At 62.2% G+C, this 19,673-nt stretch carries 10 protein-coding genes and 7 pseudogenes; 10 read left to right on the top strand and 7 right to left on the bottom strand.

Going from position 1 to position 19,673, the window contains the following annotated elements:
• Nucleotides 1-1,294 precede the first annotated feature (1,294 nt).
• A complete protein-coding gene (locus tag AC3IYI_RS41130; protein ID WP_489412140.1) occupies nt 1,295-1,693 on the bottom strand; it encodes a hypothetical protein in 399 nt (132 codons plus the stop codon).
• A pseudogene (locus AC3IYI_RS41125) lies at nt 1,690-2,046 on the bottom strand (transposase family protein); the annotation flags it as partial. The gene AC3IYI_RS41130 and the pseudogene AC3IYI_RS41125, both read right to left, overlap by 4 nt.
• Nucleotides 2,047-2,103: 57 nt before the next feature.
• Between AC3IYI_RS41125 and AC3IYI_RS41120 the strand changes: the two are divergent.
• Nucleotides 2,104-3,275 (top strand): IS3 family transposase gene (locus AC3IYI_RS41120; protein ID WP_489408176.1). Its coding sequence is split into 2 segments (ribosomal slippage): nt 2,104-2,356 and nt 2,356-3,275, totalling 1,173 coding nucleotides; the frame shifts between segments, so codons are not numbered across the junction.
• A gap of 45 nt (nt 3,276-3,320) precedes the next feature.
• Nucleotides 3,321-3,914 (top strand): annotated as a pseudogene (locus AC3IYI_RS41115) (transposase); the annotation flags it as partial.
• Nucleotides 3,915-4,096: 182 nt separating this feature from the next.
• On the opposite strand, the gene AC3IYI_RS41110 reads toward AC3IYI_RS41115, so the two are convergent.
• Nucleotides 4,097-7,663: a hypothetical protein gene (locus tag AC3IYI_RS41110; RefSeq protein WP_489412139.1), complete on the bottom strand. Its 3,567-nt coding sequence runs from the start codon at nt 7,661-7,663 to the stop codon at nt 4,097-4,099.
• 267 nt (nt 7,664-7,930) lie between these two features.
• On the opposite strand from AC3IYI_RS41110, the pseudogene AC3IYI_RS41105 reads away from it, so the two are divergent.
• A pseudogene (locus AC3IYI_RS41105) lies at nt 7,931-8,945 on the top strand (ISL3 family transposase); the annotation flags it as partial.
• A gap of 41 nt (nt 8,946-8,986) precedes the next feature.
• On the opposite strand, the gene AC3IYI_RS41100 reads toward AC3IYI_RS41105, so the two are convergent.
• Nucleotides 8,987-9,859 (bottom strand): IS3 family transposase, encoded by an 873-nt coding sequence (locus AC3IYI_RS41100; protein ID WP_489412021.1) that lies wholly within the window; start codon nt 9,857-9,859, stop codon nt 8,987-8,989.
• Nucleotides 9,856-10,155 (bottom strand): transposase, encoded by a 300-nt coding sequence (locus tag AC3IYI_RS41095; RefSeq protein WP_489412022.1) that lies wholly within the window; start codon nt 10,153-10,155, stop codon nt 9,856-9,858. The genes AC3IYI_RS41100 and AC3IYI_RS41095 overlap by 4 nt, the downstream gene beginning before the upstream one ends.
• Before the next feature lie 76 nt (nt 10,156-10,231).
• Between AC3IYI_RS41095 and AC3IYI_RS41090 the strand changes: the two are divergent.
• The 5 genes and pseudogenes from AC3IYI_RS41090 to AC3IYI_RS41070 all read left to right on the top strand — a co-directional run.
• Nucleotides 10,232-10,729: pseudogene (locus AC3IYI_RS41090) on the top strand (ISL3 family transposase); the annotation flags it as partial.
• A 183-nt stretch (nt 10,730-10,912) separates the two neighbouring features.
• Nucleotides 10,913-11,413 carry a transposase family protein gene (locus AC3IYI_RS41085; protein ID WP_489412138.1) on the top strand — a complete coding sequence of 167 codons (501 nt, stop codon included), beginning with the start codon at nt 10,913-10,915 and terminating at the stop codon, nt 11,411-11,413.
• On the top strand, nt 11,410-11,679 hold the full coding sequence (locus tag AC3IYI_RS41080) for a hypothetical protein (RefSeq protein ID WP_489412137.1): 270 nt from the start codon (nt 11,410-11,412) through the stop codon (nt 11,677-11,679). The genes AC3IYI_RS41085 and AC3IYI_RS41080 overlap by 4 nt, the downstream gene beginning before the upstream one ends.
• 131 nt (nt 11,680-11,810) lie before the next feature.
• Nucleotides 11,811-12,110 (top strand): transposase, encoded by a 300-nt coding sequence (locus AC3IYI_RS41075; RefSeq protein WP_489412022.1) that lies wholly within the window; start codon nt 11,811-11,813, stop codon nt 12,108-12,110.
• Entirely contained in the window at nt 12,107-12,979 is an 873-nt protein-coding gene (locus AC3IYI_RS41070; protein ID WP_489412136.1) for an IS3 family transposase, read from the top strand. Before AC3IYI_RS41075 ends, AC3IYI_RS41070 begins: the two co-directional genes overlap by 4 nt.
• Nucleotides 12,980-13,015: 36 nt before the next feature.
• On the opposite strand, the pseudogene AC3IYI_RS41065 reads toward AC3IYI_RS41070, so the two are convergent.
• Nucleotides 13,016-13,102, bottom strand: a pseudogene (locus tag AC3IYI_RS41065) (helix-turn-helix domain-containing protein); the annotation flags it as partial.
• An 86-nt stretch (nt 13,103-13,188) separates the two neighbouring features.
• Here AC3IYI_RS41065 and AC3IYI_RS41060 point away from each other — a divergent pair.
• Both AC3IYI_RS41060 and AC3IYI_RS41055 read left to right on the top strand, forming a co-directional pair.
• A pseudogene (locus AC3IYI_RS41060) lies at nt 13,189-13,494 on the top strand (transposase); the annotation flags it as partial.
• Between the two features lie 250 nt (nt 13,495-13,744).
• Nucleotides 13,745-17,752 (top strand): hypothetical protein, encoded by a 4,008-nt coding sequence (locus tag AC3IYI_RS41055; RefSeq protein WP_489412135.1) that lies wholly within the window; start codon nt 13,745-13,747, stop codon nt 17,750-17,752.
• Between the two features lie 375 nt (nt 17,753-18,127).
• Here AC3IYI_RS41055 and AC3IYI_RS41050 read toward each other — a convergent pair.
• A pseudogene (locus tag AC3IYI_RS41050) lies at nt 18,128-19,194 on the bottom strand (transposase).
• Nucleotides 19,195-19,673 lie beyond the last annotated feature (479 nt).

Genomic DNA, 19,673 nt, shown 5'->3' with positions numbered 1-19,673 from the left:
GCAGTTTCGGTACCCACGACCAGCAGGAGGGTGACCATCACGACGCATAGCCGATTGACCCACGGTCGTCGGCCACAATGGCCAGCAGGTTTCATGAACACCTAGAATATCCCTTCTTTCGCCAGTGGCACACGGCCTGGTTCGTGAGGCCGTTGTCATTGAAGTCTTTCTCGCAATTTCGGGGCGAACTGCTGGAGCTGTCTGCGTTTTGCGGCGGGAATACTGTCCCGTCCTTCTGATAGCCAGTCCCTCACATATTCCGCGAGTGAAGGTGGGAGGTCCTGAGATATCCACTTCCCCAGAGCTTCCTGCTCCTCTCTGGCTAGAACTGACTCATCTGGAGTCGGAAGGATGCCGGGCGCATTGTCATACACGCCAACATCTTGGATACTTACTAGGGTCCGATTTCCGTACAGGCAGGCATATAGTCCACCCCGCGGGCTGAGTCTTGCTGCGATCGCTACGCGTTCGGTCCAGGTTGGAAAGCGATGGTGAATTTGCAGAAAGAGATCTTCTTCATGTAGGTACCTCTTTCTGGCGGATCGCTGACCTCTGGTGAGTTGGTCCTCTGAGCGCGCTACGGCGGTACACGCGCCTCTGATGTGAGACTTGAGCAGCGCGGGCCATTGCTGAAAACGGGGCCAATCGATGCGATCGATGGCCTGGTAAGATTCAAAGAATATCTCGCTCCGAATCGAGTCGCGGTCAGCTCTCGGTGGGGCAATTGATGATAGATAATCTGCCGTCCTCGACAGCCACGGAAACAACTTGACGAGCAGCTCGAGTTTCAAGGTATCTTGATTTTCCCCTGAAATCGCCCGGCGTGCGAGGCCCCCTAGATAGTTTTCGATCCACGGTCGGGAGTAAGGGTTTACTGCGAGAGCCTTATTCTGGCTGCTCGATGCAGGAATGGGACGGCCGGTCCAGTCAAGCGACAGGTAGTCGAAACCACAGCCTGTGACGCTCATGCTTTCTCCCTAACCTACCTACATGCCATTTGATTGCCGGTACCTACGCAGATTTCGTAGGTAATGTACAGCGACGTCTGCAATTGACTGCTCTCAGGTCAGCGAAATTACGTACGGCTTCACCTGACTCAAAATGAGATTGTCACACTAGCTGCGACGCGGCATGGCTGGGGGTTAGGGAAATGCCTGCAATCTCGGTTATGGAACACATGTTCGTATGTCTGCAAATGCAATGCCGAGAACCTCTTGAAGACCACGCCAAATGCTCGACTTTTCGTAACTAGTACGAGTGGTCTTGACGACCTTCGCGCCTATCTGAGTGGGCGTTAAGTCTGTTTCTGGTAGCGGCCTCGTCCGGGTTGGGTGAGGAAGCCTTGGCGGGTGAGGCGTCTGAGGCGGCTGCGGGTGATGTTGACGGATGCTTCGTCGGTGGGCATGTCGAGGAGTTCGTGCAGGTCGCTGGCCCGGAACGCCTGGTCGGGGTGCTGGTTGAAGGCGTCGCCGATGGTCTGGTAGGCGGTGCTCGACTCGGGCGGATCGGGTTCGGTGCCGGTAGGTGCGAGTTCGATGATGACCTTGCGGGTGGTGGCGAGGTCCGCGAGGCGAGCTTCGGTCTCGGTGAGGGCGGCGGTGAAGTGTGCGATCTGACGGCGGAGTTCGTCTGCCCGGGCTGTGGCCTGGTTCTCCCGGAGGTGAAGGTCCACCAGGAGTTCGGTGATGTTCACGCGGCCAGCCCGATGGTGTCGCGCCAGGTCGGCGTGGGTGTGGCGAGGCGGCGGGCCATGTTGGCGGTGGAGGCCCAGTAGACGCGCGAGGCGGAGGTGTCGGGCCGGTGGTCGTACTCACGGGTCAGACGCCGGTGGAGCATCAGCGTGCCGTTCGTCTGCTCGACCACCCACCGCTTGGGCTGCGGGACGAACCCTTTGCCCTGGTCGGCAGGGTTGCGGCGGACGACCTCGACGCCGATGTCCAGCAGGGCGCCATGAACGATGACCGCTTCCTTGAAGCCCTGGTCCACCAGCACCTTCTCCAGGCGCATTCCGCACCGCTCGGCGGCCTGGTCGAGCTGAGGTGCCCCGAAGTTCGCGGACTCCCGCCATGCAAGAGATACTTACCTTGACCAAAGGATAGGTAAGTGGCAAAGCGCACGACCCCGTACTCGGCAGAACTCAAAGAGCGAGTAGTGCGGGAAGTACTCGACAAATCACGCCCCCACGCGGATGTCGCCAAGGAGTTCGGTGTCACCGAGAGCTCGTTGAGTCGTTGGGTCGCCCAGTACCGGAAGCGGCACCTCGCAGGCGAACCGATGGCAGATTCCATCGCCGCGGACGAGCGTGTCCGCGAGTTGGAGAAGAAATTGCAGGAGGTCACCACCGAACGGGACTTCCTAAAAAAAGCGGCAGCCTTCTTTGCCCGCGACCATCGGTGACCGAGAAGTATGAGTTCATCGACGGCGAGAAGGACAATTTCCCGATCACGGGCATGTGCACCTGGCTTGACGTTTCCACCTCTGGTTTCTACTCCTGGAAAATGCGACCGGCTTCGCCCACTTTTGAGCGGCGTGAAAAACTGAAGCTCATCATTCGTCATGTCTTCGACGAATCCGATGGCACCTACGGATACCGCCGAGTTCACGCCGCCCTCGGCCGCAAGGGCGTCGAGGCAGGGCCCGAGCTGGTGCGTCTCCTGATGCGGGACCTGGACCTGGTCCCCTGCCAGCCAAGGCCCTGGCGGATCACGACCGTGTCAGACAATGATCAGCCGGCACTCCGGGACTTCCTCGGACGCGACTTCACGGCCGCCGCTCCCGGACAGAAACTGGTGGGAGACATCACATACATCCACACCTGGGACGGCTTCCTCTACCTGGCGACGGTGATTGACTGCCACACCAAGGCCGTTGTCGGCTGGTCCATGGCGAACCACATGAAGACATCCCTCATCTCGGACGCCGTCGACATGGCAGCGGGCAATATCAAGCTCGCTGATGGATGCATATTTCACTCTGACAGAGGAAGCCAGTACACTTCACAAGAGTTCCGAACGAAACTTCAAAGGATGCAAATGCGGCCCTCGGTCGGCAAGACCGGAGTCTGCTGGGACAACGCCATGGCCGAGTCTTTTTTCGGAGCCCTGAAGAACGAACTCGTGTATCGCACTACCTTCCCGTCCCGGGAACACGCACGCAAGGCGATAGTGCGGTACATAGAAGTCTTCTACAACCGTAGACGCCTGCACTCGGGACTTGGGTACAAGACCCCGCAAGAGGTTCACCGCGAATACGAGAAGATACAGCTCGCAGCGTAAGTTTCTCGCGCAAGCACAGTCCGTTTTCTTCGGTGCCCCTCACAGATTCACCAGGCCGTCCTCAAGGTCCCGCCCGCCGCGTGGACGGTGGCCGTCGAGCCGGGCGGCGAGATCCGCGACGGCGCCTGGGTCGCCGAACTCGACGGCGATGTTCTCAAGGGCTGGCCAAAGGGGATGCGGCTGATCGTCCGCAAGGAACGGCCGCACCCCGGCGCCCAGTTGCGTTTCACCGATGCCGACGGCCTGCGGCTCACCGCGTTCGCCACCAACACCACTGGCGTTCCGATCGCCGCACTCGAACTGCGGCACCGCCAGCGGGCACGCGCCGAGGACCGCATCCGAAACGCCCGCGCGACCGGCCTGCGCAACCTGCCACTGCACGACACCGCGCAGAACCAGATCTGGTTGGAGATCGTCCAGATCGCCCTCGACCTGCTGGCCTGGATGCCCATGCTCGCTCTCACCGGCAAAACCCGCAGGTGGGAGCCCCGTCGCCTCCGGCTCCGGCTGTTCTCCGCCGCAGCCCAGATCGTCACGACCGCCCGCCGCCGGCACCTGCGGTTCGCACGCCACTGGCCCTGGACCGACGTGATCACCGATGCCCTGGCAAGGCTCGAAGCCCTCCCGAACCCCGGCTGACCAGCGCGTTCCGGCCCCTGCGAGCATCACCACCCCGACCGGAGCCGTGGAACCCGGCGCCCACCCGACGCGACAGCCGGGCCACCAGCCTGCCCGCAACCATCATTCGATACGGAAACGGCCCGCCGGGAGAACCGACGGACCGTCACGAAAGATCGAGGCTAAGCCTCACGTTTTTGCCGTCAATCGGTTTCGAGCCATCCGCCAATCCGGAAAGCTCCAGCCGACCAGTCGCCAACGAAGTCCATCAAAACCTTGGCGACCAGCGAAAAATCATATGTCGCCTCTTGGACAATTTCCATTCGTAGTGGCTGTGCGAAAGGCGTCAGGTGCGACATGATGTTAAATGTGCCCTGAGTCCATTTCTCGTGAGCGAAGGCGGTCTCCATGGCACCCATGAAAAGCCCAAGGAGGCCGATGGCAAAATCAAGACCCTTGCCTGGCTCAAACCACCGGCTCAGCCTCCTGGCGGGCGAGATTAGCATTGCTGTATCCACGATGGGAACACCCATGGAAGTAATATAGTGTGCCACGACCCATCCGGCGCCGGGGCCTTTCCAGTCGATGGCGACCGGGTCGAGAGGGAGCACTGGTTCGCTGGGCCATGTAGGTATGAAGGACATCCAGGAAATTGCGATAAGAATAACTTCCGCGACGTAATTTTCTACGATATCGCAAACGACGTCGAGTACGCCCATAGCTACGAAACAAATCCCAGCCCACACTGCACACAGATTATTTACTGTTTTCTCGGTGCCCCCCGGTTCGGCGGAGGTTGAGTATACTGGAAATTTCCCTCCGGGGAAAGGCTGTTCTCCGTACATGGCCTTCCATGCGATGGTCATTGGGATAGCCATCAGGAGGCATGCAAGCCCTGCTATTGAGAGGTCATCCCGTTCGTCATCGGGAATATTAGCGATCTCTTGCACCCAGCGATATAGGCTATTTAGCGGGCCCCATTCGAGTTCGGCAAAAAGGAACCCTTCAAGGCCTTGCAGTACAGTTCTGGCCAGACTGAATGCGGCGTCTGCGAGTCCTTGCAGCAAGTCCACCGCGGCGAAAGCGAGATCTTTCATTGCGGCCACAAAGTGGCCCAGCGCGACACTCTCACCGTTCTCGTTCTCGCCGATCGCTTGGTTAATCCAGGCGCTAAGTCCGGCGAGAGCTTCAGAGAATGCTTCGCTGCCGTGCTCGAAGGCGGAAAGGAGGTCATCGAGTGCACTGTTTCCAGCGAAGGCTTCCGCTAGTTCTGTCTGCAGGGGGCCTCCCGTGAACGTTGCGTCAGGAATTGAACTGCCGAGGATGCGATCCATCATCCACTTCGTTTTTGAATTATTTTGAGCTGCGGCGACTTCAGGCGGAATAGTCGTGTCAGCCTGCTGGTTAATCATCGAGAAGGTTTTCGTTGAATACTCGCTGGCCAGAGAATCGAACGTTGTTCCAATATTCGATCTCAGCCAGTCGAACCAGTCATGGTCGAGCATCGACTCAATTCGGTCCAGAAGTGAACCAACTGCGGCAGGAGCCTCTTTAAAGAGTGCCTGAAATGCTGATTTCGTGTTCCAGATGTCGGCCCAGTTGAAGAGGTCTTTGAGCCAGTCGATGACGTCTTGGATGGCGGTGCCGAGCATGCTGAATACGCCCATGACGGCGTTGAAGGCGTCGGTGGCGGTGTTGATGATGAACGTGCCGAGGTCGACTAGTTCTTTGCCGATTTGCAGGACGAGGTGGACGGATTTCTTAGCTACGTCGACGGTGAGGTCGGCGATTGCTGCGGCGCCGGATTTGATGCCTTCCCATACGTCGCCGGCGAATTCTTCGATCTCGTCCCACCAGCTTTCGATGCTGCCGGTGTAGTTGGGCAGTTGGCGCAGGGCTTCGCGGTGGGCGGTGAGTTCTTCCGGGGTGAGGAATTCCTGGTAAGTCACGGCTGCGTCGGGTGAGGTGCGCGTGAGCCGGAATCCGGCGGGGCTCGGCGGAGTGGTGACTGGATGGGGTTCGATGGCGCCGGGGAGGCTGATGATCTGGTTCATCATGCCGACGGCTTGTGTGGAGGTGGTGGTGGTGTTGGCCCAGTCGACGAGGGGGCTGCCGTTGACGGTGGCGCTTTCCAGGGTGCCGGCATCGAAGTGAGGTTTGTCGGGGAGCTGTCCGGTTCCTTTGAGGTAGTCGTGGACCGGGGCGGAGGGGTTGATCTGGGTCTGGGCGAGGCCGTCGGCGCTGACGAGCAGGAGGGGGGCGGTGAGGTCGTAGGCGGGGACGGCGATAGCGAGTTTTCCGGCCGGGTCTGTGGTCAGGGGGGTTTGGGTGCCGGGTTCGAGGAGGAGGAACTGGCCTGCGACTTCGACCAGGCAGGTCTCGGTGGCGCTGAGGTTGACCGGGGTCTGCATCAGGGGGGTGCCGTTGGCGTCGGTGAAGGCCAGGTCGGTGCGCCAGCGGGGAAGGCTGTAGTAGACAGTGGAGGTCTGGCGGAGAGGGTCGAGGAGCCAGTTCCCGCTGCTGGTGTTCTGGCTGAGCAGCCTGACGGGCATGAGACTGGGGTCGCCGGCGCCGGGTAGCTGGCCAGGGCCGTTGTCGGCTTCCTTCAGGGCCTGCTTGACGTCGGTAGTGAGGATGACCAGGGTGGGCTTGTCCGTGGGGTAGCTGTCAGACTGGACCTCGGCAACGTGAGCGCGGACGGGCACGGCAATGGCGTTGCTGTTGGTGATGACCGGGTCTCCGCCGGGCGGAGTGGACTGTTTGGCCGCGTTAGCCCACGTCGGGCCATTGCTGTCGAATCCGGTCTGGTGGATGACATAGAGGTCGCGAGGGGCGCCCTGCTCTGTCTGGGTAGTGAGATAGATGTGTGCCAGACCGTGGCTGTCGGGAACGAGGACGCCCGGGCTGAAGTTCGTGCTGCTGGCGATCAGGCTCAGGCTGCCCCCGCGGTAGAGCGTGAGGTAACCGCTGTTGTCGATGAAAACCCAGTCGATCTGGCCTCCGGGCTCGTAAAGGGGGCCGGTGAGCTGGTTTACGGTGTAGGCGGCCAGCGGGACGCCCGACGGCACTACGTGGCCAGAGGAAGCGGAGAACAGCCAGCCTATTCCGTTACTGCCCGTGACAGCCAGGGTGAGGCCGTAGCCGTCGGACTGCCAGCCGACGGCATAGCCGGCCGGGCTCTCGCTTATTGACGGAGCCTGCACCCAGTAATAGGGAGAACCATAAGCCGGCGTCCACGTGCCGCCCCCGTACTGCAGCGCGTAGAGCAGTCCTCCGCCACCGGGAACGGTATAGGTCACTCGCGGCTCTGGATTGGTGCCTCCCGGCAGATAGGACACCTGCAGACCGGTCACTTCATAACCTGAATGCCAGCCGGCGGACGGTCCTTCAGAGGTGATCTCATATGCCACGGTCTGAGCCGCACCGGTCAGGAAAACAAACACCTTCCCGTCCGGTGTCCGAGCCGCGGCCACCTCGAGGGCTCCACCCGAATGCTCAACCAGTCTGTAACCGCCAGGCTCCGAAGAGTCACGCTTCAGGGTGTTGTAGCTGCCGTTCACCACAACAGCAGCCTCCGGCTGCCCAGTAAAAGGATTGTCATAGAGGGCGAACGTCTGCGGCCCTCCGGCCTGCGCCAGGAGATCCTGAGCACCGATCATGTCCTGCAGAAGCGTGCTCTGTGACGACACCTGGAACGGAGGTTTGAACGGGAAAACGGGATCTGAACCCGACCCCGCAACAGACGACCCGGAAACTTGAGTGACTGACATCAGAACTCCTCCAACCTCAAGAAAGAGAGACCCCTGCTGTATCGGCCCCCGCAACACCACTAGTGGGTAGAAAAGACATCAGCCTCGATCCATCAGCGGTTATTGACGAAGGTCCACGTCATCGCCGACCGTCACGCACGGCGCTTGTAGTTCTTGACCACGGCTGGTGGGTCTGTCCAGTAAACGGCTCTGTCTCACATTCGGTGGTGACGGAGAGTCGTGCGGGTCGTTGACCTTCGCGTGAAGGAAGTCAACGAGCTTGTGCAGATGGTGTTTTCGGGTCTGTTCCCGCTGGTCATCGAAGATGTGGCCGACGAGGGTGAACGGATCGTGGTGCGGTCGCGGACTCCGCAGGAGGCGGCGATCTGTCCGGTGTGCGGGGCGTCGGCGGGGCGGGTGCACGGCTACCACTGGCGGACAGTTGCCGACGTGCCGGTCGACGACCGCCGGGTGGTGGTCCGTGTGCGGGTGCGGCGTCTGGTGTGTCCCACACGCGGCTGCCGGCAGACCTTCCGCGAGCAGATGCCCGGGGTGTTGGAGCGATACCAGCGACGCACGGCCCGTCTGACCAGGCAGGTCAAGGCCGTGGTCAAAGAGTTAGCGGGCCGGGCTGGATCGCGTCTTCTGGCGATACTCGCCGTGGGCCTGTCGCGTCACACGGCCCTGCGCACCCTGCTGCGCATCCCGTTGCCCACCGGGCGTGTGCACCGGGTGATTGGTGTCGACGATTTCGCCCTGCGCCGGCGGCACCGCTATGCCACCGTGGTGATCGACGCCGAAACCCATGAACGGATCGACGTGCTCCCCGACCGCACCGCCGACACTCTGGAGGCGTGGCTGCGAACCCATCCGGGCGTCGAGATCGTGTGCCGCGACGGCTCGACGACCTACGCCCGAAGCCATCCGTCGCGCCTTGCCCGACGCGGTGCAGGTCGCCGACCGCTGGCATTTGTGGCACAACCTGTGCGAGGCCGCCCTGAGCGAGGTCAAGGCACACAGCACCTGCTGGGCCGCCGTGCTGGACACACCCCTGTACGACGGGCCCCGCGCACAGACCACCCTCGAACGCTGGCACCAGGTCCACGACCTGCTCGACACGGGCGTTGGCCTGCTCGAATGCGCCCGCCGCCTGCAGCTGGCACTGAACACCGTCAAACGCTACGCCCGAGCCGAGCAACCCGAGCGGATGCTCCGCGTCCCCAAATACCGTGCCAGCCTCGTCGACCCCTACCGCGAACACCTGCGCAAACGCCGAGCCGAAGACCCCGCCGCCCCCGTCCGACTGAGCTTGTTCCGCTTTGACGGGCACCTTTGGTGTGGTGGTCAGGCCGCGAGAGCGGTCTCGTATTCAGCGGGACTGCGGTAGCCGAGGCTGCTGTGAAGCCGGTGCAAGTTGTACCAGCTCTCGATCCACTCGAATATCGCCGTGCGGGCAGCAGCCCGGCTCGGCCAGGGGTCGGTGTCGCCCAGCTCGTTCTTCAGGGTCGAGAAGAACGATTCCGCGAGCGCGTTGTCCCAGCATTGCCCAGTCCGTCCGACCGACAGGCGGATGCCGAACTCATCTGCCAGGACGGCGAGTTCACGGCTGGTGTATTGACAGCCTCGGTCGGAGTGGAAGATCACCGGACCGGATGGACGGCGAGTTCGGCAGGCGGTCCGCAGCGCGTCGGCGACGAGCTCGGTTCGCAGATGGTCGGCTGTCGCCCAGCCGACGACGCGGCGTGAGGCGATGTCGATCACGGTGGCCAGATAGAGCCAGCCCTCGCTCGTGGCGATATAGGTGATGTCCCCGCACCAGCGGGTGTCGAGGGCCGACAAATCGGGCTGGAAGTCACGAAGTACCAGGTCAGGCCGGGTGGACGCGTGTGGGTCGGGAATGGTGGTGCGGTGCCGGCGTCGTCGGTGCCTGCCGGTCAGACCGGCCTGTCGCATCAGGCGGGCCACCCGGCGGCGCCCGCAGCCGGCGCCTTCACGCTTCAGGACGGCGTGAACGCGCGGGGCCCCGTAGGTGCCGCGGGAACGCTGGTGAACAGCGGTGATCTGTTCGGTCAGCTCGGCGTCCCGCACCGCACGCGGGCCACGGGAGGCAATGCGTCGGGCGTAATAGGCGGTCCGGGAGACCTTGAGGAGTTCACACGTCCTTTTGACGTTGTGACCTGCGGTTTTCTCCGCCTCGATGAACGGGTGCACGTTCACCGGGTCTCCGTCGCGAAGAAAGCCGTCGCACGCTTGAGGATGTCGACGTCCTCGCGCAGCCGGCGGTTCTCCCGCCGCAGCGCGGCCAGTTCCTCACGTTCGCCGCTGGTCAGGCCGTCCCGTTCGCCGGCGTCGACCTCGGCCTGCCTCACCCAGCTCCGCACCGCGGTCTCGGTCAGCTCGAAATCCCTGGCGACCTGACCAACCGAGCGCGCGCCCCGCCGGCACAGCTCGACGATCTCCGCCTTGAACTCCGGCGTGAACGAACGGCGAGGGCGCGGCTTCCTCTTCCCCATGCTCTCCATGATGAACATCATCCTTCCGGGGCCCAAGCCCCTGATCTCAGATGTCCGTCAAAGCGGATCAAGCCCACGACATCTCTTCGAAGAGATCAAGGCCCTCGGGTTCACCGGCTGCCTCAACCTCCTGCACAAGTACATCAACCAAGGCCGCGCGGACGCCGACCGCAGCCACATCTCCCCGCGCCGACTGGCCCGGATGATCCTCACCAAGCCCGACAACCTCAAGACCGAACACCACGACCTCCTGGCACGACTCACCGCCGCCTGCCCCGAAATGACCCGGCTCGCCGCCTGCATCCCGCCCTTCGCCCAGCTCCTGGTGCCCGACCCAGGAAATGCCGACGCTTTCGAGCACTGGACCGTCGAGGTCCGGACGGCCGACCTGCCCCATCTGCACGCTTTCGCCCGGGGCCTGGACCGAGACCGCGACGCCGTGATCGCCGCGCTCACGCTTCCGCACCACAACGGCAGCACCGAAGGCGTCAACAACAAGACCAAGCTGATCAAGCGGCAAATGTACGGCCGAGCAGGCTTCCCGCTCCTCCGCCACCGCATCCTCCTCGGATAGCGGCACTCTCCGTCACCACCGAATGTGAGACAGAGCCAAAGGAACGGCTCTTCCAAGATTTTCGTAGGCGTTGATCGTCTCGGTGATCCGTCACGGGGGCGGGGCCGCTGCTGCCAGGCTGGTGACGTGTGTTGTTGCTGTCAGGAACTACTGCCGCAGCTGGCCGGGTTACGGATCGAGAGGGTGGAGACCAGCCCGGAGGCGCTGCGGATCACCGCCGTGACCAGGGACGGCATACCCCGGGCCTGCCCGCAGTGCGGGCAGATGTCGCAGTGGACGCACTCGCGGTACGTGCGTCATGTCGCGGACGAGGCGGTGGGCGGGCGTCCGTTGGTGATCGACCTGTCGGTACGGCGGTTGTACTGCGAAAACCTTGACTGTCCGAAGGTGACCTTCGTTGAGCAGGTCGCTGGTCTGACGGAGCGTTACCAGCGGCGGACCCCGGCGCTGCGACGAGTGGTCGAGGCGGTCGCGGTGGCTTTGGCGGGCTCGGCCGGCGCCCGGCTACTCACCGTCCTGCACCACGCATTGTCCGGGTCGACGGTGCTGAACTGCCTGATGCGGATCGCTCCGCCGGACCGGCCGGTGCCACGGGTAGCCGGGATCGATGAGTTCGCCCTGCTCAAGGGCCACCGCTACGCCACGACCGATGGCCCAACGCCGCCCTCGGCACTGCCGCGATGACGGCCTCCCGCACCGGGGAGAAGACCTACCTCGGCGCCCGCTACCACCGGCTCGCGCCCCGGCTGGGCAAGAAGAAAGCCCTGGTCGCCCTGGAACATTCCATGCTGACCGTCGTCTGGCACATCCTCACCGACAACGTCCCCTACACCGACCTCGGGGGCGACTACTACGCCAAACACGACCCCGAACGCGCGATGCGACGCCTCACCCGCCAGGCCAACGCACTCGGGTACACCGTCCGAATCGACCTCATCAAGGCCGCATGAAACCACCCCACCAGCCAACGCGCCGAGCGGGGCTCATCCTCCATTTTCGGACCAGTGGGCTTGATCCGCTTTGACGGACATCTGAGATCAGGGGCTTGGGCCCCGGAAGGATGATGTTCATCATGGAGAGCATGGGGAAGAGGAAGCCGCGCCCTCGCCGTTCGTTCACGCCGGAGTTCAAGGCGGAGATCGTCGAGCTGTGCCGGCGGGGCGCGCGCTCGGTTGGTCAGGTCGCCAGGGATTTCGAGCTGACCGAGACCGCGGTGCGGAGCTGGGTGAGGCAGGCCGAGGTCGACGCCGGCGAACGGGACGGCCTGACCAGCGGCGAACGTGAGGAACTGGCCGCGCTGCGGCGGGAGAACCGCCGGCTGCGCGAGGACGTCGACATCCTCAAGCGTGCGACGGCTTTCTTCGCGACGGAGACCCGGTGAACGTGCACCCGTTCATCGAGGCGGAGAAAACCGCAGGTCACAACGTCAAAAGGACGTGTGAACTCCTCAAGGTCTCCCGGACCGCCTATTACGCCCGACGCATTGCCTCCCGTGGCCCGCGTGCGGTGCGGGACGCCGAGCTGACCGAACAGATCACCGCTGTTCACCAGCGTTCCCGCGGCACCTACGGGGCCCCGCGCGTTCACGCCGTCCTGAAGCGTGAAGGCGCCGGCTGCGGGCGCCGCCGGGTGGCCCGCCTGATGCGACAGGCCGGTCTGACCGGCAGGCACCGACGACGCCGGCACCGCACCACCCTTCCCGACCCACACGCGTCCACCCGGCCTGACCTGGTACTTCGTGACTTCCAGCCCGATTTGTCGGCCCTCGACACCCGCTGGTGCGGGGACATCACCTATATCGCCACGAGCGAGGGCTGGCTCTATCTGGCCACCGTGATCGACATCGCCTCACGCCGCGTCGTCGGCTGGGCGACAGCCGACCATCTGCGAACCGAGCTCGTCGCCGACGCGCTGCGGACCGCCTGCCGAACTCGCCGTCCATCCGGTCCGGTGATCTTCCACTCCGACCGAGGCTGTCAATACACCAGCCGTGAACTCGCCGTCCTGGCAGATGAGTTCGGCATCCGCCTGTCGGTCGGACGGACTGGGCAATGCTGGGACAACGCGCTCGCGGAATCGTTCTTCTCGACCCTGAAGAACGAGCTGGGCGACACCGACCCCTGGCCGAGCCGGGCTGCTGCCCGCACGGCGATATTCGAGTGGATCGAGAGCTGGTACAACTTGCACCGGCTTCACAGCAGCCTCGGCTACCGCAGTCCCGCTGAATACGAGACCGCTCTCGCGGCCTGACCACCACACCAAAGGTGCCCGTCAAAGCGGAACAAGCTCAAACAACCCGGCGGCCTTCAACCGCACTGCCTCACGACGCTGACGGCCCTTCGCCGTCAGCCCGCCCCCATCCGCATACCGCATGGCCAACGGTCTACCGCCACCACCCGTCGACCGTCAGCCGAACACCAAGATTCGTCACCTCATAGCGCTGAAGTCAGTACCCCGCCGAGTTCAAGGCGGACGCGGTCGCGTTGTACCGGTCGAGGCCGGGAGCGACGATCAAGTCCGTCGCCGGTGACCTCGGGGTGAACACCGAGACGCTTCGGAACTGGATCCGGGCCGCCGACGGGCGCCGCCCCCGCTCCACTCGGCGCAGTCGGCCGCTTCGCAGGCCACTGCCGACGACGTTCGGGCGGAGCTGTCTGCAGCCCGCAAGGGGATCGGCGAGCTGGAGGAAGAACGCGACATCCTCCGCAAGGCAGCCCGGTATTCCGCGACGGAGACGCGCTGGTGAACCGCTGCCAGTTCGTTGAAGATCACCAGCGTCGCCACGGTGTGAAGCGGCTCTGCACCATCCTCGGCCTGGCTCGCTCGGGCTTCTACTACTGGCGCCGCACCGCGGCAGCACGAGCGGCCCGCCAGGCCGTCGAGGCCGGCATCGCGGCCCGGGTACGCAAGGTTCACCAGGGCTCCGAAAAGGCTCGTTCTTTCTGCCCACTAGAGAGGTTGAGGCCTGCTCGTTGATGGCGAGTGTTTGGTCTGTTTGTTCCGCTTCTTTGCTTAATGGTGCTGACCAAGGAGCCGATGATGTCTGCTTCAACCTTTGCGTTTCCTGCAGATGAGGTTCAGTATTCTCCCCCCTCTCCGTTTTCTCTAGGTTCTTCATCGGCGCTGATGGAGGACTATATGGCGACGTCTGATGTCGTCGCACCCGTGGCAGACAATTCTGTTGCTACGTATACCAATCCTTACACGAAGCAGCGGGAAGCCGCTGTCATTGTTGACGGCAAGCTGAATATTCTCGCGGGGGACCCTAATGAGCAGGGGGGGTATGCTCTGATGGAGGTTTCCTCCGAGCAGCCCTACGACAAGGTTGTTGCTGCAGAGACTCCCGCTGGAGATGTTTGGCTCTTCGCTGGCATTGATGCAATTTTGGACATGTATCTGGTCCAGAAGGGTGGGGTAGTCGAGAAGAAGGCTGAGAATAATTCCGGCTCTCAAATGCTGAGGGTTTCTTATGATAGGAGCACGGGCGCTCCTATTGTGGTTCACACCAGCATTCTGGGCATGAATCAGGTCATGACATGGTTCTGGACGGGAGAAGGTGATTTTCCCTTCCGTTCGGTAGAGATAGAGGCGCCTGGCTGGACTGATTCCCACCACGTGTACTTCCCGAAAATTAAGGATTACGGGCTTGTCTCGAATGGAAATAATTTCGTCCTAGTGATTGTCCCGGACAAGCCGCAGTGGGGATTTTACCCGCCGTTTGGCCCGAAAGGCGTGGTGCGCGACGATGCACTGTTGTACACGGGGTCATTTCCTGCGACGGGATACGTGACGGTAAGTAAGGCATGGCTTTCTTCGCAGACCATGACTGACAGTCAAAAGATCTATCAATATCCGGCGCAGAAGTTCGAGAAGGTCGTTGGGCATGTGACGACGGACCTTGGGTGGGAGAGCTGGCTTTTCGTCGCAAATCAGTTCTCGATGAATAATGGCCTAAAGAACGAATACCGGCTTGGTCTGGTTACCTGGACCAACAAGGAAGGTTCTTCCTGGAAGCAGGCCGGTGAGAGTTACTTCAATTTTGTGATGGCTGAGCCGTTTTCTGCGGCTGTTGGGTTCGGGCAGCCTGGTGAGCTGCTCGTGCAGAATGTGTACGCAGTTGACAGCAGTAGCAGTGTGCGGGTGATGCAGAAGACCCGTCTGAGTAATGGGCAGGCTGTGTGGCGGGGACAGGATCAGACGGGTGGGTCGCCCGGCTTCCGGGGAGTTGAGGGAGCGGTCACGGTCCAGGTTCGCTCGGGTGTGGATTTTCTGGCTGCCAGTTCACATTCCACGGAGCCTCCTGTTCTGGTGATGTTTACTCCGCTGTCGGCCAATGCCAGGCGGGGTGCCGGGGACGTTACCACCTTGGGCGCGGTCCGGCTTCTGCACCAGCTGCCGGAGCTTGCCCGGTGGCTTTACAACCCGCTCCACCTGTCTGCGGTGCACCATTACGTGGTGCCCCGGTGGCGGACAAATGTGACGGTGAGCGACCAGAACGGTAGCCCGGTTGCGATGCGGCCAGTGATGCTTGCTGCTTCCTCGCCCGTCAACACAGAGGTGAACGGCAAATTTTATCGGCTGAATACCATTCCGGTCGAAGTATCGACCGGGCTGATGGGCAATCTAAGTATTGCAGTTCCCGCCTATGGCCTGGTCACTCCGGTGCTGCGTGTCACCCCGGCGGGTAGTGACTCGTTCCTTCCTTTTGAGGTGAGGCCCGACACGGACGTCCACGATTATCTTGCTGGAAAGCCGGACAGCCTGCCCCACCTGCCACCGTTCAGCGGTGACACGATCAGGAACGCTACGACGCCTGACGGGAAGCCTCTTATTCCCAGCGGCACGACCACTCAGGCTGCGGATGACGCAGTGAGCGCCATGCAGCAGATCATGGCGATGCCGTCAAACAGCCCGTACAAGTCACTCAGGCGAACCACCGCAGGCCCCTCCTTCTTCAGGATCAGCAGGATCCGCAGCGATGGCAGGGTGGGATCGACGGCTGCCGTCACCACGTACGACAGCCAGGGGACTATGTACACTGCCTTCGACCAGGCTGTGCTGCAAAATCCGTCATACGGCGGTTCTCTGCAAGACAAGTCCGGCAAGCGTAATTGGTGGGATGACGCCTGGGACGCAGTGGCGGATGCTATTGGCGACGCGATTGAAGGCATCGAAGATGGGGCGATGGAGGTCGTTGACTTCGCTATCGATGTTGCCAACAGCACGGTGACTTTGGCTCTTAAAGTCGGAAACGCCATCATCGACCTCGGCACGCTCGTCATCAAGACCGTCCAGGCAGCAGCCGAAGCCGTCGGCGCGGTATTCGCCGCCCTCGGCAGCGGGATCAGCGACCTCATCGACTGGCTGAAAGACCTCTTTGACTGGAAGGCTTTCTTCCACACTAAGGACGCCCTGGTAGACGGACTAGGTAAGCTCGGCCCCGCAGCCAAGAGCCTTGCAGATAGCGTCAGAGACCGAGCGGATGAAGGCCTTCAAAATCTCAAGAATAATCTCGACAAGACAATCGAAAATGCGAAGAGCCAATCTGCACAAGCTGGCGCAGACCTCGCCCAGGTGGCACAGAAGGCGAAGGAATCCACCGCCCCCGGCGTACCTGAGCCTTTTAGTCTAATCGATGATTCTGTCCATGACCCGAAAAGCCAGCTAGTCATGGACAAGATCAGCAATTATGGAACCAGTCCGGTTGCCGCAGCAGCGCTCATGGCAAAACACCCAGAAGTTTACTCCTCTGAGCCAGCGGATGCCGACGAGAACGACCCGATTTACCTGCTGATGCAGGCCTTCTATGAAGGCAGCGAAGGATTCCTGGAAGCCGCAGAGGTATTCGCAACCTGGATTCAAGGCGCCGTTACTGGGGACGGAAACACCAACAATGTTGCCGTCGACGCCCTGCTCGACGCAGCCAAGCTGATGATTGATGCCGCCATCGACCTGGTCAGGTCAGCCGTCGGCTTCATCGTTCAGGCTTTCGACTTCATGATTGATAAGCTCGAGGAGTTCGTAAATGCTCCCATCGAGTTCGAGCTCCTCGACAACTTCTACAAGCTCATCCAGAGTTTGGCCGGGATCGAAAAGCCGAAGGATCTTACCTACGCAGAAATCGTATGCCTCCTCCTGGCAGTACCCGGAACCCTCCTGTACAAGATCCTCAACGATGGCGAGGAACCATTCCCGAATGGAACCTTCTCGATCACTGATGAATCTTCCCTCAACCGAGGAATAGCAGGTGATGACTGGAGCTCCGGCGAAATCAAATGGACGAACATCTGCGCCGCATTCAGTGTCACAATTGCACCCCTAAAGAACGCGCTCAATGGGCTGAGTGACGCAATTTCCACCCTTGACGCGCTACCGGAGCCAGAGGTTCCCGAACTCCTGACGTTTGTGGTATCTATCGTCAGTGTCATTATTAATTATGAGTCACTGATTTTTGCTTGGCCTAGCTGGCCTGTTGTTCCGTTCATTTCCGTAGGCACTAATTCAGTGTCAGACAAAGCTGGCCTGGCTACCTGGGGCATCGAGCTCCTAGGTGTGACCCTCGATGCAGTCTTCCTTGTAGCCACAGGGGTCATAGGAGGGCTCGCTTGGGCAGGCCTGATGACTGCAACACGAGTAGCGAAGATTCGAGATGGCCTCGCGCTATTCGGCTTCTCTGTTGGAGACACGCCATTCCGGGTCAGAGCTGGCGTGCTGCAGTTCCTAGGAACCACGGGGCTTATTATTGATAGCGTTATTAACGCGCTGAAGTACGCTGCTGGCCTGGTAACGGTAATCTCTGCCACTGTGGAAGGGGCCGCGCAGAAGTGGGCGTTGGCGTTGCGCTTCCTCGGAGCCGTGGCGGAACCGTATGGATTCACTAAATTCTTGGTGTCCAAGCCGCTCATCTATTCGACTGATCCTCTTCCTGGTATCACTGCCGTTATACAGGCGGCCTTGGAATGGATTTGCAACCCGGCGGTAATGATCGGAAAGTTTGGCTATCTGGCCTCGGCTCGCACATAGTCCGAGATACTCCCAAATGATCTAGATGCGCCGGGTGATCAGCATGGCAAGCGGTCACCCGGCGACCAACCGCCGTCAAGATCTCGTTGTAACTGGGTTGATTGCCGGGGTCAGATTCGGCGGTGGGGAGCTCCGCGAAGGCGATGTCGAAGACTCGAAGGGCTCACTTTCAGCGGCTGGTCCAGCATCCGCGTACGGCGCCAGTGGAGTCTAACCTCGATCTTTCGTGACGGTCCGTCGGTTCTCCCGGCGGGCCGTTTCCGTATCGAATGATGGTTGCGGGCAGGCTGGTGGCCCGGCTGTCGCGTCGGGTGGGCGCCGGGTTCCACGGCTCCGGTCGGGGTGGTGATGCTCGCAGGGGCGGGAACGCGCTGGTCAGCCGGGGTTCGGGAGGGCTTCGAGCCTTGCCAGGGCATCGGTGATCACGTCGGTCCAGGGCCAGTGGCGTGCGAACCGCAGGTGCCGGCGGCGGGCGGTCGTGACGATCTGGGCTGCGGCGGAGAACAGCCGGAGCCGGAGGCGACGGGGCTCCCACCTGCGGGTTTTGCCGGTGAGAGCGAGCATGGGCATCCAGGCCAGCAGGTCGAGGGCGGTCTGGACGATCTCCAACCAGATCTGGTTCTGCGCGGTGTCGTGCAGTGGCAGGTTGCGCAGGCCGGTCGCGCGGGCGTTTCGGATGCGGTCCTCGGCGCGTGCCCGCTGGCGGTGCCGCAGTTCGAGTGCGGCGATCGGAACGCCAGTGGTGTTGGTGACGAACGAATCAGCGTCTGGCGTCCACGCCGGTACTTCTTCGGCAGCTGGGCCAGGGCGAGTTGGGTCGTGGTGATGTGGTCGGCAGCGGTGTTGCTGCCCGCGTTGCCCGGCCTGAGCAGGCCGGCCACCGGCTCCCCGCTCCCACCGCTTCCGTGATCGACGAAGGCCATCAGAGGATGGTGTCCGAAGGTCTTCTTCCAGGTCGCGGTGGCGTCCTGCTTCTCGGAGTGCGCCAGCACGAGCACCCCGTCCAGGTCCACGATCACCTGCCCTGAGGCATCCGGGGCCGCGTTCTTGGCCACGTTCCAGACGCGTTCGCGCGCTTCGGCCCGCGCGGCCCGTATCGCGTGAAGGGCCTTCGGCCCAGCCGTGGCGGGGGTGTTGATGAGGCGGGAGACCGTCGGGTCGGAGGCCACCGGCCCGAACACGCCGGGCTCGGCCCGCAGCATCCCGACATCCGCGAGGCAGTCCCCGCCCAGCGCGACCGCGAGAGCCACGTCCAGCAGGATCTTGCCCGGATCGTGCACCGCCCGCAGACGTCGCCACGGCGCAAGCGCCGTCGATACCGACTGGTCCAGCCCGGCCTTCCGGACGGTCTCGACCAGCAGCACCGCCCCAGCCTGGGACACCACCCCGTGGCCACCGCCCTCGATGCGGACGCGTGGATAGGACCCGATACGCTTCTTCACCTGGGAAGTGCCTCCGACGGCGGCAGGAACAAGGACCTCGACAATCCTCATTCTTGCTGGTCAGAGGCACTTTTCGCTCACCTGACCACCCGCCGGACAGCCCGCTTCATGAAAGCGCGAGGCTAAGGGGCTCATGGCGAGGTGGACGTATTTGAGTGCGGCGTTGTAAAGGGGGAAGTGGCCGCGGGCGCGGACTGAACCGTTCCGGGTCCGGTAGGGACTCGATCCTCTCAAATGATCGAGTCCCTACCGGACCCGGAACGGTTCAGTCGGATGCTGAGCCGGCCGGAGCCGGTGTCTTGGAAGGCCCGGTCGCTGGCCGCGTATGCAGGTCACCGGCCTTTGAGTGGCCCGGAGACTGCTGAACTCAAGAGCTTCCCCCGGCCTGATAGCCGACGGCCAACTTGAGGGCTGCTCCGACCCCTGAGATTCCCCCGGGGTGCGGAAGTGGCTGGTGGAGTGTCAGATGGGGATCGTGA

The sequence above is a fragment of the Streptomyces sp. GL_148 genome, assembly GCF_057834205.1.
This window is presented reverse-complemented; position numbering and strand designations above follow the sequence as displayed.